This is a genomic window from Priestia megaterium (genome assembly GCF_046599315.1).
Taxonomy (GTDB): Bacteria; Bacillota; Bacilli; order Bacillales; family Bacillaceae_H; genus Priestia; species Priestia megaterium_F.
The window spans coordinates 186,421-210,985 of sequence record NZ_JBKIKC010000003.1 but is presented as its reverse complement, the minus strand read 5'-3'; the positions used below and the strand labels follow the sequence as shown (position 1 = coordinate 210,985).

The 24,565-nt window shown below is 38.0% G+C and carries 24 protein-coding genes; 4 read left to right on the top strand and 20 right to left on the bottom strand.

Annotated features, from left to right (window positions below):
* Positions 1-20: 20 nt before the first annotated feature.
* Both prfB and secA read right to left on the bottom strand, forming a co-directional pair.
* Positions 21-1,119, bottom strand: a protein-coding gene (prfB, locus tag ACLHDF_RS12085; protein ID WP_195781601.1) for a peptide chain release factor 2 whose coding sequence is annotated in 2 segments (ribosomal slippage) — positions 21-1,055 and positions 1,057-1,119 — 1,098 coding nt in all. Because the reading frame shifts where the segments join, the coding sequence is not laid out codon by codon here.
* Between the two features lie 99 nt (positions 1,120-1,218).
* Positions 1,219-3,735, bottom strand: a complete 2,517-nt coding sequence (gene secA / locus ACLHDF_RS12080) for a preprotein translocase subunit SecA (RefSeq protein WP_413919070.1) — start codon at positions 3,733-3,735, stop codon at positions 1,219-1,221.
* Between the two features lie 226 nt (positions 3,736-3,961).
* Here secA and ACLHDF_RS12075 point away from each other — a divergent pair, with 226 nt between their 5' ends.
* Positions 3,962-4,366 (top strand): GNAT family N-acetyltransferase, encoded by a 405-nt coding sequence (locus tag ACLHDF_RS12075; RefSeq protein WP_413919069.1) that lies wholly within the window; start codon positions 3,962-3,964, stop codon positions 4,364-4,366.
* A gap of 74 nt (positions 4,367-4,440) precedes the next feature.
* On the opposite strand, the gene hpf is transcribed toward ACLHDF_RS12075, so the two are convergent.
* The 5 genes from hpf to ACLHDF_RS12050 all read right to left on the bottom strand — a co-directional run bounded on the left by hpf (position 4,441) and on the right by ACLHDF_RS12050 (position 8,619).
* Complete coding sequence (gene hpf / locus ACLHDF_RS12070; protein WP_013059750.1) at positions 4,441-4,992, bottom strand: ribosome hibernation-promoting factor, HPF/YfiA family; 552 nt, start codon at positions 4,990-4,992, stop codon at positions 4,441-4,443.
* Between the two features lie 189 nt (positions 4,993-5,181).
* The gene (locus ACLHDF_RS12065; protein WP_413919068.1) at positions 5,182-5,520 is read right to left on the bottom strand and encodes a flagellar assembly protein FliT; all 339 of its coding nucleotides are present in this window, start codon (positions 5,518-5,520) and stop codon (positions 5,182-5,184) included.
* A gap of 2 nt (positions 5,521-5,522) precedes the next feature.
* Positions 5,523-5,924, bottom strand: coding sequence for a flagellar export chaperone FliS (fliS, locus tag ACLHDF_RS12060; RefSeq protein WP_413919067.1), 402 nt, complete (start codon positions 5,922-5,924; stop codon positions 5,523-5,525).
* A 16-nt stretch (positions 5,925-5,940) separates the two neighbouring features.
* The gene (gene fliD, locus ACLHDF_RS12055; protein WP_413919066.1) at positions 5,941-7,731 is read right to left on the bottom strand and encodes a flagellar filament capping protein FliD; all 1,791 of its coding nucleotides are present in this window, start codon (positions 7,729-7,731) and stop codon (positions 5,941-5,943) included.
* Between the two features lie 201 nt (positions 7,732-7,932).
* The gene (locus tag ACLHDF_RS12050; protein WP_413919065.1) at positions 7,933-8,619 is read right to left on the bottom strand and encodes a hypothetical protein; all 687 of its coding nucleotides are present in this window, start codon (positions 8,617-8,619) and stop codon (positions 7,933-7,935) included.
* 325 nt (positions 8,620-8,944) lie between these two features.
* On the opposite strand from ACLHDF_RS12050, the gene ACLHDF_RS12045 reads away from it, so the two are divergent.
* The gene (locus ACLHDF_RS12045) at positions 8,945-10,342 is read left to right on the top strand and encodes an amino acid permease (protein ID WP_413919064.1); all 1,398 of its coding nucleotides are present in this window, start codon (positions 8,945-8,947) and stop codon (positions 10,340-10,342) included.
* 72 nt (positions 10,343-10,414) lie between these two features.
* Here ACLHDF_RS12045 and ACLHDF_RS12040 read toward each other — a convergent pair whose 3' ends face one another.
* Entirely contained in the window at positions 10,415-12,127 is a 1,713-nt protein-coding gene (locus ACLHDF_RS12040) for a sodium:solute symporter family protein (RefSeq protein ID WP_413919063.1), read from the bottom strand.
* A gap of 655 nt (positions 12,128-12,782) precedes the next feature.
* Here ACLHDF_RS12040 and betB point away from each other — a divergent pair.
* Positions 12,783-14,240 carry a betaine-aldehyde dehydrogenase gene (gene betB / locus ACLHDF_RS12035; RefSeq protein ID WP_413919421.1) on the top strand — a complete coding sequence of 486 codons (1,458 nt, stop codon included), beginning with the start codon at positions 12,783-12,785 and terminating at the stop codon, positions 14,238-14,240.
* A gap of 21 nt (positions 14,241-14,261) precedes the next feature.
* Positions 14,262-15,464 (top strand): iron-containing alcohol dehydrogenase, encoded by a 1,203-nt coding sequence (locus ACLHDF_RS12030; protein ID WP_413919062.1) that lies wholly within the window; start codon positions 14,262-14,264, stop codon positions 15,462-15,464.
* 42 nt (positions 15,465-15,506) lie between these two features.
* Here ACLHDF_RS12030 and cudC read toward each other — a convergent pair whose 3' ends face one another.
* From cudC to ACLHDF_RS11970, 12 genes are all read right to left on the bottom strand, one after another.
* The gene (cudC, locus tag ACLHDF_RS12025; RefSeq protein ID WP_413919061.1) at positions 15,507-16,061 is read right to left on the bottom strand and encodes a choline uptake/conversion transcriptional regulator CudC; all 555 of its coding nucleotides are present in this window, start codon (positions 16,059-16,061) and stop codon (positions 15,507-15,509) included.
* 218 nt (positions 16,062-16,279) lie between these two features.
* Positions 16,280-16,519 (bottom strand): carbon storage regulator CsrA, encoded by a 240-nt coding sequence (gene csrA, locus ACLHDF_RS12020; RefSeq protein WP_413919060.1) that lies wholly within the window; start codon positions 16,517-16,519, stop codon positions 16,280-16,282.
* 24 nt (positions 16,520-16,543) lie between these two features.
* On the bottom strand, positions 16,544-16,966 hold the full coding sequence (gene fliW / locus ACLHDF_RS12015; protein WP_413919059.1) for a flagellar assembly protein FliW: 423 nt from the start codon (positions 16,964-16,966) through the stop codon (positions 16,544-16,546).
* An 86-nt stretch (positions 16,967-17,052) separates the two neighbouring features.
* Positions 17,053-17,934: a flagellar hook-associated protein FlgL gene (flgL, locus tag ACLHDF_RS12010; RefSeq protein WP_413919058.1), complete on the bottom strand. Its 882-nt coding sequence runs from the start codon at positions 17,932-17,934 to the stop codon at positions 17,053-17,055.
* Between the two features lie 8 nt (positions 17,935-17,942).
* On the bottom strand, positions 17,943-19,454 hold the full coding sequence (flgK, locus tag ACLHDF_RS12005) for a flagellar hook-associated protein FlgK (RefSeq protein ID WP_413919057.1): 1,512 nt from the start codon (positions 19,452-19,454) through the stop codon (positions 17,943-17,945).
* Positions 19,455-19,472: 18 nt separating this feature from the next.
* Positions 19,473-19,934, bottom strand: coding sequence for a flagellar protein FlgN (locus ACLHDF_RS12000; protein ID WP_413919420.1), 462 nt, complete (start codon positions 19,932-19,934; stop codon positions 19,473-19,475).
* Positions 19,935-19,955: 21 nt separating this feature from the next.
* Entirely contained in the window at positions 19,956-20,210 is a 255-nt protein-coding gene (flgM, locus tag ACLHDF_RS11995; protein ID WP_413919056.1) for a flagellar biosynthesis anti-sigma factor FlgM, read from the bottom strand.
* Between the two features lie 165 nt (positions 20,211-20,375).
* Positions 20,376-20,789, bottom strand: coding sequence for a TIGR03826 family flagellar region protein (locus ACLHDF_RS11990; protein ID WP_413919055.1), 414 nt, complete (start codon positions 20,787-20,789; stop codon positions 20,376-20,378).
* Positions 20,790-20,851: 62 nt separating this feature from the next.
* Positions 20,852-21,544: a ComF family protein gene (locus tag ACLHDF_RS11985; protein ID WP_413919054.1), complete on the bottom strand. Its 693-nt coding sequence runs from the start codon at positions 21,542-21,544 to the stop codon at positions 20,852-20,854.
* Positions 21,541-23,031, bottom strand: coding sequence for a DEAD/DEAH box helicase (locus ACLHDF_RS11980; protein ID WP_413919053.1), 1,491 nt, complete (start codon positions 23,029-23,031; stop codon positions 21,541-21,543). Before ACLHDF_RS11980 ends, ACLHDF_RS11985 begins: the two co-directional genes overlap by 4 nt.
* A gap of 97 nt (positions 23,032-23,128) precedes the next feature.
* The gene (locus ACLHDF_RS11975) at positions 23,129-23,974 is read right to left on the bottom strand and encodes a DegV family protein (protein ID WP_413919052.1); all 846 of its coding nucleotides are present in this window, start codon (positions 23,972-23,974) and stop codon (positions 23,129-23,131) included.
* A 106-nt stretch (positions 23,975-24,080) separates the two neighbouring features.
* Positions 24,081-24,518 carry a YaaR family protein gene (locus tag ACLHDF_RS11970; protein ID WP_413919051.1) on the bottom strand — a complete coding sequence of 146 codons (438 nt, stop codon included), beginning with the start codon at positions 24,516-24,518 and terminating at the stop codon, positions 24,081-24,083.
* Positions 24,519-24,565 lie beyond the last annotated feature (47 nt).

Below are 24,565 nucleotides of genomic sequence, written 5' to 3'. Positions count from 1 at the left end.
CAAGGTATGCTGCTTTTTGATTAAATATGAGAACGTAAATATGCATCGATAAACGGATCTAGATCTCCATCCATTACGCTTTGTGTATTTCCGACTTCCGTGTTTGTACGGTGATCTTTTACTAATGAATACGGATGGAATACGTAAGAACGAATTTGACTTCCCCATCCAATATCTTTTTGTTCTCCGCGAATTTCAGCTAGCTGCTCTTGCTGCTTTTCAATTTCTAATTGATACAACTTAGATTTTAGCATCTTCATTGCTTGCTCACGGTTTTTAATTTGTGAACGTTCCGTCTGACAAGATACGACTACGTTAGTTGGAAGGTGAGTAATACGAACAGCTGAATCTGTTGTATTGATATGCTGACCTCCGGCACCGCTTGCACGATACGTATCAACTTTCAAATCTTCCGTACGAATATCAATTGAAATTTCATCATTAAATTCTGGCATAATATCACACGATACAAATGACGTATGACGACGGCCTGATGAATCAAACGGAGAAATACGAACGAGGCGATGAACGCCTTTTTCAGCTTTTAAATAACCGTACGCATTATGTCCTTTAATTAAAAGCGTTACACTTTTAATACCTGCTTCATCTCCAGGTAAGTAATCAAGTGTTTCTACCTTGAAACCTTTTTTCTCAGCCCAGCGCGTATACATACGTAGTAACATTGAACCCCAGTCCTGTGACTCTGTTCCACCAGCGCCTGGGTGCAGTTCTAAAATGGCGTTATTTTTATCATATGGCTCGCTTAAAAGCAGCTGTAATTCAAAGTCATTCATACCTGAAATAAGCTCTTTTAATTCACCAACTAGTTCTTCTGCTAAATCTTCATCGTATTCTTCTTTTACAAGTTCATACGATACTTGTAAATTTTCGTATGTTTCATCCAAGTGGTTAAATTGATTTACGGCATCTTTTAAACCATTCGCTTCATTAATAACAGTCTGAGCTGCCTGCTGGTCATTCCAAAAATTTGGATCAGCCATAGTCTCATCTAATTCATCGATACGAGCTTGTTTTGTATCGAGGTCAAAGAGACCCCCTAAAGTCCGCTAATCGCTTAGCTGTTTTGTCAAGTTCTTGCTTAATTTCTACTAAATCCATGAGTTAAACACCTCTATTTTATTTTTGACGCACAGGAAGGAAATGAGAAGACTCATTTCCTTCCTGTACTAGTTCATTCTATACTAATTGACTCTTATTTTATGATTCTTTACCGCAGCAGTTTTTATACTTTTTGCCACTTCCGCAGATACAAGGATCATTTCGGCCAACTTCTATCGCATTTACTTTTGGTTTCTTCTTAGCCGGCGCGTCTCCTTCTTTCGGATGAACAGCCGCCTGACCTTGCGCTACTTCTTGACGCTCAAGATTGTTGTTAATTTCTGCTTTCATGATATACTTCGTTACTTCTTCTTCAATGGTTGCAATCATATTTTCAAACATCGCAAAACCTTCCATTTGATATTCGCGAAGAGGATCTGTTTGGCCATATGCACGAAGGTGAATACCTTGGCGAAGCTGATCCATCGTATCGATATGATCCATCCATTTAGAATCAACTGCTCTCAGAACAACAACTTTTTCAAATTCACGCATTTGTTCTTCAGGGAGCTGAGCTTCTTTTTCATTATAGCGAGCTTTCGCATGATCTACCAGCAGTTCTACCATTTCTTCAGGCTCTTTGCGGCGAAGGTCTTCTTCTGTGACTTCCCCTTCCTCAAGAACATTAGCATTTACGTAATCAATAATCGCTTGTAAATTCCATTCTTCTTCTAATTCTTCACGCGGTGTGTTTACTTCAACCACACGCTGTAGCGTTGATTCAATCATACGTTCTACAATAGCACGTAAGTTGTCTGAATCAAGCACTTCAAAGCGCTGTTTGTAAATAACTTCACGCTGCTGACGAAGAACATCATCATATTGAAGCAATTGTTTACGCGCATCAAAGTTATTACCTTCAACGCGTTTCTGAGCGGATTCAACAGCTCTTGTTACAATTTTACTTTGAATTGGCTGTGAGTCATCCATACCAAGACGATCCATCATTGCCATCATATTATCTGAACCAAATCGGCGCATTAATTCATCTTCCATGGATAGATAGAATTGAGATACCCCTGGGTCTCCCTGACGTCCGGCACGCCCGCGGAGCTGATTATCAATACGGCGTGATTCATGACGCTCTGTACCAATTACAGCAAGACCTCCAGCTTCAATGACACCTTCACCTAGTTTAATATCCGTACCACGACCGGCCATATTTGTTGCGATTGTTACCGCACCTTTGTGACCCGCATTTTCAATAATATCCGCTTCACGCTCATGCTGTTTTGCATTTAACACGTGATGGCGAATGCCTTTTTTCTTTAACAAAGCTGATAAAATTTCAGATGTTTCAATCGCAACTGTACCAACAAGAACAGGCTGTCCTTTTGCATGGCGCTCGGCAATATCTTCTACTACCGCATTAAACTTGCCTTCCATTGACTTATAAATTAAATCCGCTTTATCATCACGTGAGATTGGCTTGTTTGTTGGAATAACAACAACATGCATATTGTAAATATTCCGGAATTCTTCTTCTTCCGTTTTAGCTGTACCCGTCATACCTGATAGTTTTTCATACATACGGAAGTAGTTTTGGAATGTAATCGTAGCTAACGTCATGCTTTCATTTTGAATCTCGACGTTCTCTTTAGCTTCGATTGCTTGATGCAAGCCGTCGCTAAAACGTCTTCCTTTCATTAAACGACCAGTAAATTGGTCAACGATTACGACTTGATCTTCATCAATTACATAGTCCACATCATTTTGCATCGTTACATGTGCTTTAAGCGCTTGGTTGATGTGATGGTTTAGCGCTACATGTGAAATATCAAATAAGTTTTCAATGCCAAATGCACGCTCTGCTTTTGACATACCTTCTTCAGTTAACTGAACACTTTTTGTCTTGATATCAAAAGTAAAATCAGTTTCTTTATCAAGCGTCCGAACGAATGCATTAGCCTGAATATAAAGCGCAGTTGATTTCTGTGCGCTGCCGGATATAATAAGCGGCGTACGTGCTTCATCAATTAAGATAGAGTCAACTTCATCGATTACGGCAAAATGAAGTGGACGTTGAACCATTTGTTCTTTGTAAAGCACCATGTTATCACGTAAATAGTCAAACCCTAGTTCGTTATTTGTACTATACGTAATATCTGCTGCATATGCTTCTTGCTTTTCTTCACGCGTTAAATTGTTTAAATTTAACCCTACTTTCAAGCCTAGGAATTCGTATAAGCGACCCATTTCACTAGCATCACGGCTTGCTAAGTATTCATTGACTGTTACTACATGTACGCCTTTTCCTGTAATGGCATTTAAGTATACAGGCATGGTAGCTGTCAACGTTTTACCTTCACCAGTTTTCATTTCTGAGATATTCCCTTCGTGCAGAGAAATACCCCCCATTAGCTGAACTTTGTACGGATACATGCCTAACACACGTTTCGCTGCTTCACGTACAACCGCAAAAGCTTCATCTAATAGATTATCGAGCGATTCGCCATTTTGGTAGCGTTGTTGAAATTCAGCTGTTTTTTCACGAAGCTGATCGTCCGTAAAAGACGCTATTTCAGGACCTAACGCATCAATTTGGTCCGCCATTTTTTCTAAACGGCCGATTTGGCGCTGATTGCCGTCAAACACTTTTTTAAATAATCCAAGCATATTAAAACGCTCCTCTATTTATAATCAGTACATTTCATACTATTTTCATTCATATCTGTATCTTTCATTATAAAACATTCTGAGTAAAATTGTAACATTGCAGCTAAACAAGTAGCAACTTGTACCCTTTTTCATCTGTCTCTTCACTCGCACTACTTTATTAATGAACTATTTTCCATTGTGATTTCTCCTATTTAACTCTTACAATAAAAAAGGGGAATGTAGAATGAACGTTCAATCTATTACAAAAGAACAAGCTTGGCAAGTCCGACATATCGTCATGTGGCCTGATAAAGATTTTAAGTATATTCAGCTGAAAGATGATGCATCAGGCATGCACTATGGATTGTTTGAAGAAGGAGAGTTAAAATCGGTTGTTTCCTTATTTATAAAAAATGATGAAGCTCAGTTTCGGAAATTTGCTACTCTCCAAGAAGAACAAGGAAAAGGATATGGCAGTCATCTACTAGAAGAGGTCTTTCTTAAAGCTAAGAGCCTTGGGGTACGAAAGATCTGGTGTAACGCGCGAGAAAACAAAGTTCCTTTTTATCAGACGTTCAACATGAGAGAAACAACGCGTGCATTCACCAAATCTTCTACGCGCTATGTAGTCATGGAACTATTTTTTTAAACAGTTAAAAAAGCAGCGTGCGAAAGCACGCTGCTTTTATTTTTATAGCTCTTATTTGAAAGAGCATATAACCTTTAGTTTGGTTCAATCAATCCATATCTTCCATCTTTTCTTCGATACACAACGTTTGTAATGTTTGTCTCAGCGTTTGTAAATACAAAGAAACTATGTCCTAACATATTCATCTGCAAAATAGCCTCTTCGCTATCCATTGGTTTTAAGTTAAATCGTTTTGTACGAACTAGCTCCAGTTCATCTTCTTCAGTTGCAACGGCTACGTTCGCTTCGCTTTCTAATGCAGCGAACAGATACTTCTCAGCACCTTTTTCACGCATTTTTCGATTCACTTTTGTTTTATGCTTACGAATTTGACGCTCTAATTTATCTAGGACAAGATCGACAGCTGCGTATAAATCACTGTGTGTCTCTTCAGCTCTCAATACGAGATCATTCATTGGAATTGTGACTTCTATTTTTTGATCGTTATTGTAGACTTTTAAGTTTACATTTACGTCAGCAGTTGGTGTTTCGTCGAAATAACGCTCTAACTTACCAAGCTTTTTCTCTACGTATTCCCTAATTGCTGGAGTCACCTCAATGTTTTCACCACGAATGTTATACATCATGTTCGAACTCCTCCTTTAATCCATTGCTATACCTCTACAATTCTACAATACCCGACACAATCCCTTCCTAAACTATTAAAATTTTTTGAAAATTTAGTGAAAATTTTTGGAACCTGAGAAAAGTTTATGAAAAAACCAAAAAAATAGACCTTCTTCATAAGAAGAAGGGTTGTATTTTTTTACGCCGAATTAATTTTTTTTATCGTAAAACATCCCATCAAACGATTTCGTTTCGTAAGGGTTTACATAGCTGTTATTATGCTTTTTTTTCGTTTTTAGCAAACGGAGATCAACCACGATTTGATGTCGAATTAAAATCAGCTTTTGATCAATCACCTTATTCATTTCGACAATTTTCTTACCCATCCAGTCATGATCTCTACTTTTTGGCGGCAGCTTCTCTATAATATCGTGCCTTTTTAATAGAAGATACTCTAACTTTTTAATGTTTTCTTCTCGGTTTTTATCTGAAAATGTTTGAGTAAGCCGATAAATCTCATCAGTTAGCTGATACAGTTCGCTTATCATATTTATGCTTGCCCCCCGCTTCCATGGACTTGCTGGCGATGGAGCTGCACAACTTGCTTCCATGTATCGCGGAATTCAGTTACATATTGTTCAGCTTCATCCAAACTTGCTGTATCATTTTTTGTATTAGCTTCAATTAAACACTGGTTAATGTAGTCGTACATAGCCATCATAGACTTAGCGACTTGCACATTTATATCAAGTGTAATCATTAATTCCTGAATAATACTTTGAGCTTTTAACAGATTTGTATTTTTTAGCTCAATATTTCTTTCCTGTATGCCTGTTCGTGCAAGTTTGATAAATTTCAAACATCCGTTATACAGCATAAGCGTTAACTCTCCTGGAGAAGCAGTCTGAACAGCTCCTTGTTGATACGCTTGATATGGATTATTTGCTGTCATAAGCATCCACTCCCTCTTAACTAAAATATTGTGATAGCTGCGCGCTTTGAGCATTTGCATTCTGAATGGCTTTTTCCATTGCTGTAAACTGACGATAATACCGATCCTCTATTTGGGTGAGCCTGCTTTCAAAACTAGTGATTTGGCTATCTACGCTTTTTAAATTACGTCCAAGCAAAAACTGTTCACTTGTCCATGTCGAACGTCCAGCGCGCTGCTCCACTTTGGATACGGTTTGAGTAATCGTATCTCGTAAGCGTCGGACAATTCCTTTTTCACTCGTTGTACTTCCATTTTTCATAAATAAATCCATGACGGACTGCGGGTCTTTTTCAAATGCTTCTTTTAATTTAGTACCGTCACCTTCAATCACTAGCTTGCCTCGCTCACTATAGTTTGCGCTAGTTGAAATACCGATGTCGGTTAGCTGTGAAAACGCTCCACTAATCCCTGATACAGAGGCATACCAGTTAGAGCGCATTTGATTCAGCCCGCTTGATAAAATTGAGTCTCCTTTTAACAAACCGCTTTTCGCCTTATCATCCCACTGCTCAGCTTGTTTATCCGTTAGCTTTTCTCTTTCTTGGTCAGTCAAAGGCTGATAATTCCGATCTCTTTCTTCCGTAATCTTTCCGTTAATTTTCTCAATCAATTCATTATATTTAGTCACAAAATCTTTGATTGTATCAAATACTTTTTGCGTATCGTTGCTTACGTTAATGCGCACGTCTCCTGTAAAATTATTTTGCAGGGTATAAGTAACGCCTCCCGTTGTAAACGTATTGGATTTACGAGTTGTTTCTAGACCGTTTAGCGTAAATTTTGCATCTGTTCCTTTGGCATCACCGCCGAGATTTAAAAAGCCCGTCAAGAATGCGCCTGAAAAAACTATGTTTGAACCATCCGGACTATCAGCAGAGGATAAATTCCCCGTATCTTTACGAGTCATGACAACTTTATTTGTTCCTTCATCGAAAAAAGCTGAAACGCCTGCTTTTGAATTACTGATTTGTGTAAGAACGGTGTTTAAGGATGTAGAACCGTCGAATTCAAATACAGTGCTGCCACTTGGGCCATCTCCTGTGGCTTTACCGCTGCTGTCATATGTTGTAATAGAAAAATTCAGCACATTTTGCTGATACGAGAACGCTTCAATTGTGCTGCCGCTTGTTAATGTCGTACCAAACGTCATTTCACCTGTGTCTTCGTTAATGAATACTTCGTTAGCATTTACTGCTCCTACCTCGGTTCCTATTCTCACGCTATAACTGTTAGTTACACCCCCAGTAGTAACAGAGATAGACTTGAGAGTATTCTCCTCAGAAAGAGATCCTTTAGCTAGTTTTACTGTACTAGTATCAGCACTTAACGCTATAGCAGCTTGATCAATTGTTTTTTTAGCCCACACACTTGCATCCATCGACCCGCGTTGAGACCACAAGCTTTTCGTAGGATCAATATTAGAGGCAATACTCTCAGAGCTAATACTCTGAGCAGCAGTCGCCATTGTGACGTTTGAAAGAGTATAAGACGCATTACCTGCCGAGGAAGTAGCTGCTGCTTTTACTTTCGTTTCATCTGCTGAAGATACTGTTTTAGATGAATAAGAAGACTGCAAGGTCATGTTAAAAGCGAGATTATTAAATTCTGATAGCAGCAAGTTCATAGAACGGTAATCATCTCGCTGCCACTCTAACGTTTGCTTTTGTTTTTTCATTTTATCAATAGGCATTCGTTCAGCCTTCATTAAATCACTGACGATTTGATCAATATCCATTCCGCTTGCTAACCCGCTTACTCTTACCATTTACTATCACCACCGTTTTTTTATTTATCTATCCATCAACTGTTGGCCATAAAATATGAGTGTATTTTTTAGAGGCTTCCTATCAGTTCTTAGGTCATCACTTCTCTATTTTTTATCGGTGAAATAAATATTTTTTCCATAGGTCAAATGATGCAAGATATAAAAAGCTCACTTATTTTTCTACAATAAGTGAGCTTTTTATTATTGACCGAACATATTCAGTTTCTGGGATAAATTTCTTTGAATGTCTTTAGGAATAAGGTATGGTGCTAGATTTATGATATCCCGTAATGAATCAATGGTTACAGAGGCAGATAAATTTATATATTCGTTCGTGGTATCTGCTTGTTCAAACGAAATTGAATCTGGCAAGTTATTAAGTAGAGTAATTTCATTCGTTTCTTTATCGACCGTGACATCGGAAGACTCGTTAATATTTAAGCGATCCCATACAAGAGACATAGGAATCGGCACTCTTCCTAAATGCACGCTGTTCACTTTTAAAACAAGCTTTCCATTTTCAGCATTTGGCGTTACATCCACTACAAACTGCGATTCCATAAAGGATACTACCTGTTTATTAATATAAAATTTTATATGTTCCGGAAGCAACTCGGCTTCTGCTCCGTCAATCGTTTCATCTTTTTTATAAAGGTAGCTGCGCAAATAATCAGTAACATCGCTCTCGCTTAATCGATATCCTAAAATAGGAGATCCTCCATTAAGTTCTAGTGAGGTCGCATGGGCTGACTTTTCTTGTGCTAGTGAAGGTAACGAAGCAGCCTGATCAAGCTTTTCAACGTTTCTAACTGGACTAACTAAAAAATACAGGCCAAATAAAAGGACAATAAATAGAAAAATAACAGCTATAAATTTTCTCAAACACACGCACCCTCTCAAACATTCTTCATGGAATATAATACCGATTTCTCTTTTAGCATACAAGATAAATAAGATATATGTCGAAAACTTGTATAGAATGTACGTATATAGCAGAAATTCCGAACAACAAATAAGTCTTTTATGAATATATTGAGTCTTTTTTAACTTAAAACACTTTAAATTTAGTAACTTAAATGTGATTTTAATAGTAATTTGATAATTGGCACACTTCTTGCTTATTATAAAGGTAAGGGGAGGAATTTCTATTTATATTTTCTGAATTTACTTTATTTTCTAATATTCTTTCAATAATTCTAAAGGAGTGAATACGATGGGAAACAAAACAGAATCACACGGAAAGTTAAAACAACGTCACGTTTCCATGATTTCTATTGCAGGTATTATCGGAGCCGGCTTGTTTGTAGGAAGCGGATCCGTTATTAATGCAACGGGCCCAGCAGCAGTAGTTTCATATGCAGCAGCAGGACTGCTAGTCGTTCTATTAATGCGTATGCTCGGTGAAATGGCTATGGTAAATCCAGATAAAGGCTCATTCGCAACGTATGCTCAGCAAGGAATTGGCGCTTGGGCCGGTTATGCTGTTGGATGGCTTTACTGGTTCTTCTGGCTAATTGTAATTGCAATCGAAGCCACTGCAGGAGGAGCAATTGTTCATGAATGGCTCCCTTCCGTGCCAATTTGGCTTTTAAGTTTAATCTTAACTTTTGCATTAACCTTAACGAACTTGTTCTCTGTTAAATCATTTGGAGAATTTGAATACTGGTTTGCCATGATTAAAATTGTGGCTATCGTTGCCTTTATGGGAATTGGTTTAGCTATTATTTTTGGATTGATCCCAGGCACATCTTCACCTGGTTTATCTAATTTAACGGGCCACGGAGGCTTTATGCCAAAAGGAACGAACTCTATCTTTTTAGGCGTTATTACCGTTATTTTCTCTTATTTTGGAGCTGAAATTGCGGCTATTGCAGCTAGTGAATCAGAAAATCCAGCGAAATCAATTACAACTGCTATTCGCAGTGTTGTATGGCGAATTTTGATTTTTTATATTGGTTCAGTTGCTATTTTAGTAACTCTTTTACCTTGGAACTCAGCTGATTTACTAAAAAGCCCGTATGTAACAATGTTAGAAATGATCAATATTCCAGCAGCTGCACAAATTATGAATTTAGTCGTATTAGTATCCGTTTTGTCTTGCTTGAACTCTGCTTTGTATACGAACTCACGAATGATTTTATCATTGGCTCAAAAAGGACAAGCTCCTCGTGCTTTAGCAAAGGTAAGTAAATCAGGCGTGCCAGCAAGAGCTGTATGGATTAGCACAGCTGCTGCATATGTGTGTGCTATCTTTAGCTTCGTTTCACCAGATAAACTCTTTTTATTCTTAGTTAATGCATCAGGAGCCATCGCTCTTATTGTTTATTTAGCTATCGCTATTTCTCATTTACGCCTGCGCAAGAAAATGATTCAAGCCAACCAGCCAATTAAAGGAATGAAAATGTGGTTGTTTCCGTATTTAACATACGCAACAATCGCTGTCATTACTGTGATCTTCTTATCAATGGCATTTATTGATTCCATGCGCTCTCAGTTTTTCTTAACGCTTGGATTAACAGTTGTGGTTATTCTTTCATACTCGTTCATTAAAAAAACAAACAATAAGCAACCTGACGATCAATTTTCTAATTCAGAAAAAGTTGCAAAATAAAAAAGCCGCATCTGCGGCTTTTTTATTTTGCTTTTTATAATACAAGGGTCCAACCTGCTTGAGAGCTTTTGATTATTTTTCAACCGATACGTCACGATGGAGATTTCGAAGCGGCTGAGGAGGGCAAATACGTCTCGTTGCGTATGAAACAATAAAAATGGTTAACAACCCTCCTACCATCGCAAATGTACGAAACGGAAACATAACCACCCCCTCTTCAATCATCGGATACGGAAGCAGCGCTTTTAAATGAAGCAATGGTTCTCCTCCACCGATTCGAAGGACGAGAGAGACAATGAATCCAGCCAAAGATCCGTACCAGTTAGCTCCTTTAAAGAACAAAGCACAAACTAACTGTGGAAAAAGAATACAGTATACGAGGTCTCCTGATAAATACCATAAAGAGTAGACGCTCTCGGAGTTTAAAGCAATTAGAGTTGCCCCTGTTCCAATAATAATGATAGAACGTTTAATAACTTTATCTAACTGCGCCTGGGTCGCATTTGGTTTTACAATGGGGCGATACACGTTCCAAGCTGCCATCCCCGAAGCCGAAAGCAACGAAGCCGCTACTGCAGCCATAACAGCAGCCGCTAGTCCGCCAAGAGCAATCGCTCCTACTAAATCAGGCGTTAAATATTTAAATACATACGTTAAAATCATCGACGCGCTCTCAGGGCTTGACGCTCCAAATGAAGACCAGTCTGCACTATAACCAATCATTCCTATTAAAGTTGGAGGCAAGGCTGCTAACGCGCAAAAAATGCCGGCTGTAATAGATAGCCACATGGCTGCTTTTTCATTTTTAGCAGATAGCACGCGCTGAAAGTAAATTTGCCATGGAATACCGCCAAAAATAAGTAAAAATGTGCTATCCCACCATTGCCAATATGTATTTCCCCATTTCGGATCTTCCCAGCCTTTTAATGGAGGAAATAAATGGAGAGAACCAGCCATGCCTTCTGAATAAGTAGAAAAAACGGCTCCCACTCCTCCCGTATTCGAAAATGCAAAAGGAAGAACCAGAAATAGGCCTAAAAACATAATAGAAAGCTGTAAGATATCGGTATGTGCTACTGCCCACAAGCCGCCAATCACGGTGTATGCAATGGCAATAAGTGCGGAAAGAATGATGGAAATTGAAAAACTGAGGCCTAAAATTATACCAAATGTTGTTCCCAAAGCAGTTAAGATAGCTGCGCTCCAAAACAGCTCTCCTAATATGGCTGGAAAATAAAGAACCGTAGCCATTTTCTTACCAAAACGAGATTCTAAAGGATCAAGCATTGTCATAAACTCAAATCTTCTCATCTTTCTAGCAAAAAAGATACCGCCTAAAATTAAGCTGATTGAATAACACCATGGTGCTTGGGTCCAAGTTAATCCTGAAGAATAAACTGTTTCGGCCGTTCCAGCAATATATCCTCCACCGACCCAAGTAGCGGTCATTGTGAACATCGAAATCAAAAGCGGCATAGACCTTCCTGCAACAAGCATATCGCCTGATTTTCCTTTTTCACTTTCAGCGGCTCGAGCGCCAATAAAATAAATAACACCATACATAATGAACATTAAAATGAGGCCTGGCCAATAGAGATCTGGATTATAGAGAGAATAGATAAATGCAACAACCATAAAGATTGAAAATCCTATAATAGTTGTCCATAAGGGGGTTAGTAGACGGTTTTTACTGTTTGATTTCCCTGAAAAGTCAGAGGTCTTATTCGACTTTTCAGGCCTGGCTTGTTGTGTGTCTGAACGAAATGGCTTTTTAGCATTTTGCATCGTCTCACATCCTTTAAATTGATAAAGAAATCTGAAAACATAGTTGTCCTCTATTCCTTTTTTCTACCGGCATACAATTAAACCCAAAAATAGATTTTTTAGAATAAAACACAAATAGTTGGATTACACATACCAATGCTAAGGGGAGAAATTACGTTTATATAGTTATACTAAAATAATTTAAATTAACTTATTTTAGTATTCTGCTAAGAACTCATATTTTTTTCATCTTCTATCTAAACTCCTTTCTTAATTTCTATTTTAAAAATCCTTTATTTTTCAAGGTTTGTATGCAAGCAGATATAGTACTATGGTTAATATATCTGAATGTTTAGTATATTGTCAAAAAAGTTTGAGTTTTTTTATATGAAAAAAGAATAACATTTTTATAGCTCGTACATCAAAAAACCTTATGTATCAAGGGACATAGCAATCTCTGTTTTTTTATCATTTTTTGTTAAATTTTCTCTTAATATCCGAATAATTAACCTCTTAAAGAAAATTCGTTAATTTCAGAATATTTTAATTATTTTAATTTGACTAAATTAAATACTCGATGCTATAATTCAAATTGTTAAGAACGTTAAATATAAATTTAACAAATTCTATTATTTGGAGGTATACGCTATTGGAACAAACACTTACGCTTGAAAAAATGCACATAAACGGCGAATGGGTTGAAGCACGCAGCGGTGAGAAAAGAGAAATTATAAATCCTTTTAATCAAGAGGTTATCGCTGTCGTTACAGAAGGAAATCGTGCTGATGCTATAAAAGCCATTGAAGCAGCTAGAAAAGCTTTTGATACAGGTGAATGGTCTAAATTTACAGCGGCCGAAAGAGGTTCCTTGCTATTTAAAGTAGCGGAAGAAATTCGCAGTGACCGAGAGGAACTAGCAAAGCTTGAAACCTTAAATACTGGAAAAACCCTCGTTGAAAGCCTAGCGGACATGGACGGAATTGCTGATGTCTTTCAATATTATGCCGGATTAGCAGATAAAGACGGTGGACAGATGATCGAGTCCCCTAATCTACATTCTGTTAGCCGCGTTATCCGCGAACCCGTAGGCGTGTGTAGCCAAATTACTCCTTGGAATTACCCTTTACTGCAAGCCTCTTGGAAATTGGCTCCCGCACTTGCTGCTGGGAATACAATTGTTATTAAACCAAGCGAGATCACCCCTTTAACAACTATTCACATGATGAAAATTTTTGAAAAAGTTGGCTTCCCAGCAGGCGTAGTCAATATTGTACTTGGCCCTGGTGCGACAGTTGGACAAGAAATGGCAGAAAGCCACTTAGTAGATTTAGTTTCATTTACAGGTGGCGGTGTATCTGGACGTAAGGTCATGCAAGCTGCCGCCGGAAATTTTAAAAAAATCGCTCTTGAACTTGGAGGGAAAAATCCGAATATCGTCTTTGATGACGCCAACTTTGACACTGCGGTTGATTATGCATTAAATGCTGTCTTCTTTCATGCCGGTCAAGTTTGTTCAGCTGGTGCGAGATTACTGGTTCAAGATTCTATTCACGATGAGTTTGTTTCAGCAGTTATTGAACAAGCCAAAAAAATTAAGCTAGGGGACGGCATGGATGAAGCCACTCAAATGGGACCTGTTATCTCAAAAGAGCACCTAGCTAAAGTGGAACACTACATTGAGCTTGGTAAGCAAGAAGGTGCTTCTCTTGTTTTAGGCGGCAAGCGTCCAACTCAAGACTCTTTACAAAAAGGCTTATTTATTGAGCCAACTATTTTTACAAATTGTCATGGAGATATGAAAGTTGTCCAAGAAGAGTCATTTGGTCCGATTATGACAATTGAGCGCTTCGACACTGAAGAAGAAGCGGTATCACTTGCTAACGATACAATCTATGGATTAGCTGGAGCTGTGTGGACAAGTGATATGAATCGAGCTGAACGTGTAGTGAAAGCACTTCGTATGGGAACAACTTGGATTAACGATTATCATCCCTACTTCCCGCAGGCTCCTTGGGGAGGTTATAAACAATCTGGGATTGGAAGAGAGCTTAGCCATATCGGACTAGAAGAATATACGGAAATCAAACATATTTATACGAATACAAGTCCACAGCCAATGCGCTGGTTTCAATAAAAATTAAGGGGGAATTTAAAAATGTTTATGAGATTTGAAAGAATGGAACGTTTAAAAAGTTTTGAGATGCCGACGGTTGTAAAACACGGAATTGGCGCTGTAAAACATACTGGAGCGGAAGTAAAAAACCTAGGTGTGTCTAAAGTTTTATTAGTAACAGATCCTGGTGTAAAAAAAGTAGGTTTAGCAGACCCTGTAATCGCTAGTTTAAAAGAAGCGGACGTAGATGTTATTCTATTTGATCAAGTGGAAGCCAACCCGTCTATTCACGTAGTAGCAGACGGCACAAAAATATACAAAGAAAATGGATGCAACGGCCTAGTAGCTGTTGGAGGCGGAAGTTCAATGGATACGGCAAAAGCCATTGGTGTAGAAGTGGCTCATAATGCTCCCGTCCTAGATTATGAAGCAGCTGAAGGAAAAAAACCTTTAACAAAACGTATCCCTCCTTTAACAACAATCCCTACAACTGCCGGTACAGGAAGCGAAGTAACACAATGGGCTGTCATTACAGATCCTGTCCGTGAGTTTAAATTTAATACAGGTGGACCTTTGATTGCTGCCCACTTAACCATTATTGATCCAGAACTGCATGTATCTATGCCTTCACATATTACGGCGGGTACAGGAATCGATGCATTAGCTCATGCAATTGAATGTTATACATGTCATTTTGCACAGCCAATGACAGACTCTGTTGCTTTATTGGCTATTGAGTACGTTGGAAAATACTTACGACGTGCAGTTGCGAATGGACAGGATATCGAAGCACGCTATGGAATGGCGCATGCAGCTATGCTTGCCGGTCTTTCATATGGAAGTGAATCTGCAGGAGCAGCTCACGCGATGGCTCAAACATTAGGAGGTATTTATCCAATTGCTCACGGCCCTTGCGTAGCAGCAATGCTAGGTCCTGTAATGGAATATAACTGGATGGGTGAGCCTGAAAAATTCGCTCGCATAGCTCAAGCTCTAGGAGTTAATACACATGAATTAACGCTTGAAGAAGCAGCTCAAGCAGCTGTTCGTGAAGTATATCAATTAGTTAAAGATGTCCAAATCCCTTCTTTAGAAGAACAAGGTGTTCCAAAAGAAGCAGTCTCTCGCTTAGCTCAAGAAGCATTTAATGATCCACAAACAGTTGGTAATCCTCGTGATTTAACTGTAAAAAGTTACGAATGGATTTATAACCGCTGCTTTGAAGCTACACCATTAACCGTATAAAAATGATAAAAAGGCTGTTGATTTCTCAACAGCCTTTTTATGTTAATCTTTCGCTAATTCTTCATTTAAAATATCGATGATTCTTCGATCATCAAAAACTTTTACTACTTTTTTCAAGAAATGATAATAATGTTTTGACTCTATAATCTGCGCTAAATTACGCTTAGCTTTTACCGCAATCTCCTCAGGTACATCCTCATTATTTAAAAGAATTTGCAGCTTGTTTTCTGCTTCTTCAATTGCCTCTAGATTAACTGAAATTTCTCTTTGCCACTTCTTACAGAAAAAAGAAAAAAAGGACTTAGAAAAATCTTTTTCGGCTTCATACAGGTCTTTCCGAACACCTTTTTTCCACACTTTGTGCACCATGTCAATATTTTGCAGTGAACGAATGGACGTACTCATCGTTGGTTTACTCATACCTAATTCTTCACTCATTTGATCCAATGTAACAGGTTCATCCATAAAATAAAGCATACCATATAGCCTTCCTACTGAAGGTGTTACACCGTATAGATCCATCGTATCAGCTAAAGCGCTGACAACAACATCTTCTGCCTCTTTTAATAAATCGTGATACGCTTGAACATCACTCATTTGCTCTTCTCCTCTTTTGTTAAATTCATTTGAATTATACTTAATAAATTTAATGATACATGATAAAAAGGAAAAAAACAGAAATTCAGTTCAATTTTTTGATAAAAAAAGAAGCCTTCTCTTAAAGAGAAAGGCTTAAGACATAGTGGGGAATACTATATGTTTATCTTTCCCGGTTTAGGGATCTTTTATACCATATATTTTTGGTTATTTTTAAACTAATTGTTTTGTTTCTTTTTCGGTAACTGTTTCAGCATATTAATAGCATGTAACGTAATTTGAGAAGCAATTTTATTTTCATTACGTATCTCTTCGTAAACCTCTTGTCTATGAATATCCACAGACTTTGGAGCTTGAATTCCTAACTTTACTTGATCACCATTAACTGCAAGGACGGTCACTTCAATTTCATCACCTATTTTGATTGTTTCATTTAACTTTCGCGTTAAAACAAGCATGGACTCACTCCTTATCTATTCCTCTTACTCAAATAACCTGTGCTTTGTTTCGTAAGATGTATTCATTAAAATCACTTGCTTAGCAAGCTGCTGCTTTGTATTAATAATAACAGGAGCCTGCAAATTAGCTGTTATTTTTTCAACAGAATCTGACATCGTAAGCAATACGTAAACAGCTGCATCTTCCACTTGTTGTAATTGAAGCTTTTCAATTTCCTGAGGTTCTAATTGAAAATCATAATCTAAAAAAAATTGAAACGGATCCGTGATAATAAAAGCTAGTTCTTTTGTTTGAATAGACTGCAGCACTTGGAAAGCTTCTGCTTCCGGAAGTGGTAAAATAACAAATTCAGTTTCTTCCAAAAAACCTGGAATCCCTTGATTAAATGTAAATATTTGATAATTATCTATTTCTATATCTCCATGATAGCTTGTTGAAATTTTCATTTCATCACACCTTTGCTGATTAATTTTGATTCATCTTGTTATCTTTTTTCATTATAAAAAAGCTCCTTCTGTCTAGAAGGAGCTTTTTAACGTAAGAAATCTAAAAGCGTAGGCTGAATAATTTGAGCCCCTACTCCTAAGGCAGCACGATGCACACTTTCTTGTACGGTTAAATCCGTAATAACTTTTTCAATATCTGCATCTTCATTATCTGAAAGCATCTTAGTAGCCGTAATTTCCTGTGAGTCGAGGCGGTTTTCAATCAGCTCAAGCCGATTGCTCCTTGCTCCTAATTCAGATCGCTCCGCTAATAGCGTAGACAGCTGCGTGTCTACCTGTATAGATAGATCTTTTAGTGAATTTACATCGTTTTGTTCAAAAGCTGTTTGAATGTTGTTCATCAAGTCGAATGCACCTTGTCCAAAGATGTTTTCAGCATGAATATTGACTCTCAGCTGGATACCTTTTGATACCTCAATTGAAAAAGGATCTAGATTAATATTCGATTCTATCGTGCGGCTTGCGTTTTCACTAACAGGCGGTGCCCCTACATTTACACCGTTAAAGATATAATTTCCTGCCACTTGCGTATTGCCTACTTGCATATAATCCAGCTTTAACTGTTCAATTTCACGTGCAATCGCCTGGCGGTCATCACTTTCATTCGTCCCGTTTAACCCTTGCACAACCAGCTCTTTAGTGCGCTGAAGAATGGAATTGACTTGTTCAAGTCCTGACTCTGAACTATCAAACCAAGACTGTGCTTCTGTTAAATTACGTTTATATTGATTTACCTCAGAAAGGTTAGAACGATAAGCCATTCCTTTAGTAGCCACTACTGGATCATCCGAAGGACGAGTAATTTTCTTTCCTGTTGATAATTGGTTTTGAAGTGTTTCCAACTTATTGTAGCTATTGCTAATCTGTTTTAACGAATTAGCTGCTAACATTCCTTGTGTGACACGCATCTCTTCCCCTACCTTCCTCCAGTTCCAAGACCGTTTACAATTTTATCAAGCATTTCATCAATCATAGTCACCATACGGGCACTGGCATTATATGCGTGCTGAAACTGAATCATATTCGTCATTTCTTCATCTAATGAAACTGCACTTGTAGATTGGCGTCTTTGCTCTACAGCTCCCTGAAGGGTTTCTGAATTACTTTTTAAACGGTTCGCTTGTTGGGCATCCACTGACATTTGGCCAATAATAGATTGATAAAAGCCATCTAGGGAAACATCTTGATTCCCGGAATTAATAAGCACCTTTTGACGAAATTGAGACAATAGCTGAGCATTTTGTCCATCTCCTTGGCGATCACTTCCAACAGCACCAGAGGCCGCAGCAATACTGTTCGTGTTTCGTTTGATTTTATCAGCAATAACGATTGCAGCTGCTGCTCCTTCTTTTTGAGACACATCATTAAAAAAGGTAATATTCGTCTCTCCGTCTAATGTTACACCTTGTTGATGTACATCATTAAACCAGTTTACAAACTCATAGGCCATTTCATCTAGATGGTCAATCATCGAAGCGTAAACACCTGTTTTGTTACTGCTATTATTTATGAAACCTGAAGCTTCAATCACTCCTTTAAGTTTCCCTTGAGGAAATAATTCAGGATTCCAGCTCTGATCACCTATATGAATTTCCGTCACATAGGAATCTTGATTTGTTGTAAGACTGATAGCATTTACTTGATGATTTTGTCCATCTAAAAGGGTAATAGGGCCTCGAGACGTTTGAAGCTGAACCGTTACTACTCCTTCTGACTGTGCAGAAGCATTCCCACTACTTTTTGTATACTCTAAAGAAACCGGCATAAATTTAGAAAGCTCATCTAGTAACCTGTCTCTTTCATCATACAAATCATTAGGCAGATAACCATTTGGTTCTACGTTTTTTATTTGTTGGTTCACATTATTCATTTGCTCTAGTAAAGAGTTCACTTGTGTTACGGCTACATTGCGTTCGTTTTGTAAATCACCTTGAATCGTTTTTAAAGAAGTAGATAAATAAGAGAATGTATCACCTACTGCTTCAGCTCGTTCAATCATCACAGACCTGGCTCCTGCTTCTGAAGGATGTGAAGCTACATCTTGAATAGCCTCAAAAAATTGATTAAAAACAGCTGAAAGTCCATCTTCAGTAGGTTCATTCATAATTTCTTCCATTTTCTCAAGAGCACCAGCGCGTGCACCCCAATACCCTACTTTAATAGTTTCATCTCGATACTGGGTATCTAAAAATGCATCACGTATCCTTTCTACTGTATTGGCTTCTACTCCCATTCCTATTTGACCCGCAGTTCCAGGCTGATTCATCCCCGGGGCTGGATAAGCTGGGAACGTTTCTAAACTTACCCGCTGACGCGTATAGCCCGGCGTATTTGCATTAGATACGTTATGGCCAATCGTGTAAAGAGCCGCTTGTTGGGCATCCATTCCCCGTTTAGCTACCTGTAAACCATGAAATGTTGAACTCATCCTGCTTTCCTCCGTTCCTTATACCTTCGAATTAAAAATAGATCTGGACTGAAACGAACTATTATTTGTTTTTGTGTAATTGAACGAATCCTCTCGTTTTGATGGAACAAGAAGGTCTAATTCGGTATAAATCAGCTGCAAAGACTGTGTGAGCAGCTGATTGTTTAAGTCATTTGCATACTTTATATCTTGAATTATATCTACTAGCTGCTTTTGAAAAGGCATCAAGATGGAGTATTCAGGAAATGAGCCTGCTATTTCTTCAATGGAACCAGCAGTATGTCCACTTTTTTCCATTTCTGCTATACGCTTTGTTTCAAGTGCGGAAATCGCAGCTATATGAGATTGCTCTTTTTGTAATGAAGACGTCAATGCCTTTACATCCTGTTTAATAATAAAGTTTGTTTTCTCTTTAACAATGACAGACAAACTTTTGTGAAGTGTTACTTGTTTTTCTAGTATCATTTGAATTTCCTGCACGTTCAAGCAATGTCAGTCCTTTTATTTTTTATAGAAATCTACAATACTTTTAGCAATTTCTTTTCCGTTAATTTCGTATGTTCCGCTGTTAATTTGCTGTTTTAGTTTTTCTAATTTTTCAATTCTTTCTGGAGATGGCTCATTTTTCTGAAGCTTCTTCGCTTCAGATGAAATATGAATCTGATCTTGGGGGTTCTTTTTAGAGACCTGTTCTGCTTTTTCTGATTGTTTTTTGTACGGATTTATTCCAAATAAGTTCGATGGGTTAATCTTCATCTCTCTCACCTCTTTTTATATTTGTATCCGTTATCTCTATTCATTATATCGGAATTCCCACCTAAACCTTTAGCATTGGCAAAGAAGTTGAGACCATTTTCACAGTTCACCTTACACATAGGTCTATGGGTAGAGAATTCTTAAACAATCACTCTCAGCATACTTCTACTCTTTTTTTCCTTCGTTAGAACGATAGGTTGGACGCGTCAGCTCTTCATTTGAACGCAACACCTCACGATTATGCTTTTCTAACTGATGTCTAATTTCTTGAGAGCATGAATTACAAAGTTTCCCTTCTCGAATTTGGGCGTTGCATTGCATGCATGGATAGCTTATATTTGGAAAGTTAGTTAGCACCAAGCGACCTTGTCGAATAAATTGATGAATTAAAGACTCTGAAACTCCCGTTTCGTTCACCACTTCATAAGTAGTTGCTGTACGATTTGCTCTTTTCTTTAAGAATGAAGAAACACGTTGAAATAGAGCTTCTTCTTTGTCAAAGCATGACTTACATATATTTATTGATCCACTCTTTACAAATAAACGACCGCATTCACTGCAATTATCTAACGTTCCCATATTCGAAACTCCTCATTTGTTTTTTTATTTTACTATCGGTCAAAGTTTTAAATTATACATCTTCATGCTCGAATAAAAGTGAGCGAATGAACTGAACGTGCCCCAGCTTCTTTCAGACACTTGGCCGCTTGGCGCACGGTTGCTCCCGTTGTATAAATGTCATCAACCAAGAGAAACTCTTGATTCGTAACCATAGAGGAATCGATTACTTTAAATTCCAGCCTTTCTGTCAGCCGACTTTGCCTATCTTTCTTTGATTGCTTTGTTCCTGAACAACGAATAAGAGGCATTTCTATGTTGTCACTGAGCAGCTCAGCTAGTGCTAAAGATTGATTAAACCCTCTCTCATATAATCTCTCTTCGGTTAAAGGTATAGGAACTAGTATAGCTTTTGGATTACATTCTTTTTTATAAAATTTATACCACTGTCCTTTGAATGCTTGGATAATTTCATAGTCTCCTTGAAACTTAAAACGTTCTATTATACTTTGCATAAAATTACTATACGTATAAAGAGAACGGTTAAAAAAAGAAGCATCGTTCCATTTCTGACAATCCATACATGTGTCTAGCTCATAATGAGAAGAAGCTAGGTCTGCAAGAGAACGGCCACACCCCCTGCAGATGTCACTGCTAATGATGGGACATTTTTGCAAGCAAGCAGAGCAAACCCTGTCCGTTGAAGAAGGGTTTAATAATGACCTCCAATCGAAAGTGGAGACAAGCGGTTCAAAACAAATAAAACATATCGTCATCGGCCAATCAGCCCTTCCTTATAAGCTAGAGCGTTCATTTGTTCAATATGTTCTTTTGCTTTTCGCATAGACAAAGACTGCCCATAATGAAAAAAGACAACGTCTCCTGTGGGAAATTGAGCACTCCTCCCTACCCTTCCTGAAATCTGAACAAGAGCACTTTCAGTAAAAATTGTTTCTTCTGCTCCCAATACTGCAACGTCTATATTAGGAACCGTTACGCCTCGCTCTAGAATTGTTGTCGTTACTAAAATAACTAGCTGCCCTTTTCTAAATTTCATTACTTTTTCTTTTCGCTGGGAATCTTCAGCATGAACGCCTTCTACCTGTTCGGTCAATTTTCGAATCATGTCTGTGATGGGGACAATCCATTTAATTTTTGGAACGAAGATAAAGCATTGTTTTCCTTCCTCTATTCTTTTCTTTAGCCATTTTTCAACATTAGCAGGCAGAGCATCTGCTTTCATTTTTTTCTTCCAATTGCCGCACCATTCAAATCTAGGAACAGGAATAAACGCTCGGTGATAGCGGGCTGGAATTTTAACTACCTGCTTTTTTCCTTGCTCAACGTCTTTTTTTAATGATTCACTTGGAGTCGCTGTTAAATAAATTTTTGATCCAACAGGTTTAGCTGCTTTCGCAACAGCATAGTGCAACATAGGCTCTGTTGAATAAGGAAATGCATCTACTTCGTCAATAATTAGCACATCAAATGCTTGGTAATAATGCAGAAGTTGATGAGTCGTGGAAATAATAAGAGAGGATTCATGAAAACGGTCTTCGCTACCTCCATACATAGCCAGCACAGACATATCCGGAAATGCTGATTGAATTCTTGGCTTTAGCTCAATAACTACATCTGTTCTTGGGGTAGCAATACAAACTTTCTTTCCGGTGTTCAACGCTAATTCAATACCTTTAAATAAAATTTCCGTTTTTCCCGCTCCACAAACGGCCCAAATTAACAGTTCTTCATCCTTTTTTATGGCTTGAATAAGTTCATTTGAAGCATGTTCTTGAGCCTTAGATAGCGCTCCCTTCCAATTCATCACGCTGCTTTTTGGCAGTATGTTGCTTTCTGGTCCTTCCCAGTTTATAAAGGGTGTACACTCACTTACTTTGCCCATTACAATACATGCTCGGCAATAATGGCACTTCTGGTGACATCTGTTGCATGGAAATGATGCGAAATAGAAAGGGCTATCGCTTCCACAACGGTTGCATCTATATCCGTTTTCTTTCTGGGTAAGTGCTTTTTGATAGGAAATATATCCGTTTAGATAATGCTCATGAATGAGGGATAAAGGATAGGGAGTCTGAGTGAGTAGAAGCTGCTTTCCGCTTAAAGAGCGCTGAAGATCTAAAGAATAGGGGTATGAAGGATTTAAAGGTGGAGTTCTCCACGTGTCGATTTGCGAGAGAGGAAAAGCATAAGGACTAGGTACTTGAACAGGATCTAGCAATTCTTGTTTAACAGTAAAAAGCATATTTTCATTCCTTTCTATGTTTATCGTACACATCTATATACGCAAAGAAAGGTGTTTTTTCCTGCAAAAAAACCAAATCAAATGATTTGGTTTTCGATTACTTTTTATACCAGCCTATACCGATGGCACCTTCACCTAAATGCGTGCCAATGACAGCGCCAAAATAAGAAAGGCTCCATTCAATATGAGGATATTCTTGTTCTAACTCTCGTTGAATTTCTTTTGCTTCATCTTCACGATTAGAATGAATAACTACAGCTTTCATAGGTACGTTTTCTTTCGCATCCTCATGAAGAAGCTCCATAATTCGTTTTAATGCTCGCTTACGCGTGCGAATTTTTTCAAATGGAACAATTTTTTTAGACTCAAAATGCAGCACGGGCTTTACTTGGAGAAGGCTGCCGATAATAGCTTGAGCAGCATTTAGGCGACCGCCACGCTGCAAATGCGATAAATCATCTACCATAAAATACGCACGCATCGATAGTTTCATCTCTTCAAAACGCGCAATGATTTCATCAGGGTGTTTATTTAATCGGACCATTTCGGCTCCTTCAATTGCATAAAAGCCTTGAACCATACAGCTGATTTCTGAATCAAATACGTGCACATCAAAGTCTTCTACCATGCTACCTGCCGACAAAGCACCCTGATACGTTCCGCTAATCCCACTAGATAACGTAATAACGATAGCTGCGTCGAATTGATCTCGTTTTAACTGCTCAAACAACTCTACGAATTCTCCGATAGCAGGCTGAGAAGTGGTTGGAAGATTTTTTGCTTCTTTAATTTTTTTAAAATATTGATCTGCAGTCATATCCACTTCTTCACGATATGTTTCTTCACCAAAAATAACGCTTAGCGGTACCATATGTATATGATAGTTTGATCGAATTTCCTCTGATATATAGGCGGTACTATCTGTAATAATTGCTGTCTTCATAAGATAGGGATCCATCCTTTGTTATATAAAATAATTTCACTCTATTCTACAACATTTAGGATTAAAATGCATGTAACGAGAGGTTTACCCACTAGTGAAAGCGCACTTACATATACATATTAATTAACAAACCTTGAATTGCTCCAACCTGCTTAAGTAAATCCAAACTGTCTTTTTCTTTTTGGAGGATATCATTTGTCAAATCAACTAGTTTCGCATCCACTTCTTTCACTAACGTATATACTTTAGTCGTTCCTCTACGGTTAAATCCTCTTTCTTCATGCATTTCAAAACCATTTTTAACAGCTTCGTTCATAAATTGCTTCACAAGCGCCTTATATTTTCGCAAAGAATCAATGGTTTGACTTTTTACTAACTGCTTTCCTTGTTCTTCAATTCTATTTATCACTTGAGTTAAATGTTCATAGGTCAGTTCTTTTTGTTTCTTCACCATTACTCCTGTAAATGAAACCGAACCACTCACTTCTTTTTCTCTAATCGGATTCATGGAAGAAGAAAGGCCGTTAATCCGCTGTACCTCCACTATGCGTCTCTCCTTTTTTTATTAATATACACTTCATTCAATCTAGA

Coding starts and splice junctions, on each gene's coding strand:
- secA (WP_413919070.1), bottom strand. CDS start 3,735: ATGCTTGGATTATTTAAAAAAGTGTTTGACGGCAATCAGCGCCAAATC.
- ACLHDF_RS12075 (WP_413919069.1), top strand. CDS start 3,962: ATGAACGTTCAATCTATTACAAAAGAACAAGCTTGGCAAGTCCGACAT.
- hpf (WP_013059750.1), bottom strand. CDS start 4,992: ATGATGTATAACATTCGTGGTGAAAACATTGAGGTGACTCCAGCAATT.
- ACLHDF_RS12065 (WP_413919068.1), bottom strand. CDS start 5,520: ATGATAAGCGAACTGTATCAGCTAACTGATGAGATTTATCGGCTTACT.
- fliS (WP_413919067.1), bottom strand. CDS start 5,924: ATGACAGCAAATAATCCATATCAAGCGTATCAACAAGGAGCTGTTCAG.
- fliD (WP_413919066.1), bottom strand. CDS start 7,731: ATGGTAAGAGTAAGCGGGTTAGCAAGCGGAATGGATATTGATCAAATC.
- ACLHDF_RS12045 (WP_413919064.1), top strand. CDS start 8,945: ATGGGAAACAAAACAGAATCACACGGAAAGTTAAAACAACGTCACGTT.
- ACLHDF_RS12040 (WP_413919063.1), bottom strand. CDS start 12,127: ATGCAAAATGCTAAAAAGCCATTTCGTTCAGACACACAACAAGCCAGG.
- betB (WP_413919421.1), top strand. CDS start 12,783: ATGCACATAAACGGCGAATGGGTTGAAGCACGCAGCGGTGAGAAAAGA.
- ACLHDF_RS12030 (WP_413919062.1), top strand. CDS start 14,262: ATGTTTATGAGATTTGAAAGAATGGAACGTTTAAAAAGTTTTGAGATG.
- cudC (WP_413919061.1), bottom strand. CDS start 16,061: ATGAGTGATGTTCAAGCGTATCACGATTTATTAAAAGAGGCAGAAGAT.
- csrA (WP_413919060.1), bottom strand. CDS start 16,519: ATGCTTGTTTTAACGCGAAAGTTAAATGAAACAATCAAAATAGGTGAT.
- fliW (WP_413919059.1), bottom strand. CDS start 16,966: ATGAAAATTTCAACAAGCTATCATGGAGATATAGAAATAGATAATTAT.
- flgL (WP_413919058.1), bottom strand. CDS start 17,934: ATGCGTGTCACACAAGGAATGTTAGCAGCTAATTCGTTAAAACAGATT.
- flgK (WP_413919057.1), bottom strand. CDS start 19,454: ATGAGTTCAACATTTCATGGTTTACAGGTAGCTAAACGGGGAATGGAT.
- flgM (WP_413919056.1), bottom strand. CDS start 20,210: ATGAAGATTAACCCATCGAACTTATTTGGAATAAATCCGTACAAAAAA.
- ACLHDF_RS11990 (WP_413919055.1), bottom strand. CDS start 20,789: ATGGGAACGTTAGATAATTGCAGTGAATGCGGTCGTTTATTTGTAAAG.
- ACLHDF_RS11985 (WP_413919054.1), bottom strand. CDS start 21,544: ATGACGATATGTTTTATTTGTTTTGAACCGCTTGTCTCCACTTTCGAT.
- ACLHDF_RS11980 (WP_413919053.1), bottom strand. CDS start 23,031: ATGCTTTTTACTGTTAAACAAGAATTGCTAGATCCTGTTCAAGTACCT.
- ACLHDF_RS11975 (WP_413919052.1), bottom strand. CDS start 23,974: ATGAAGACAGCAATTATTACAGATAGTACCGCCTATATATCAGAGGAA.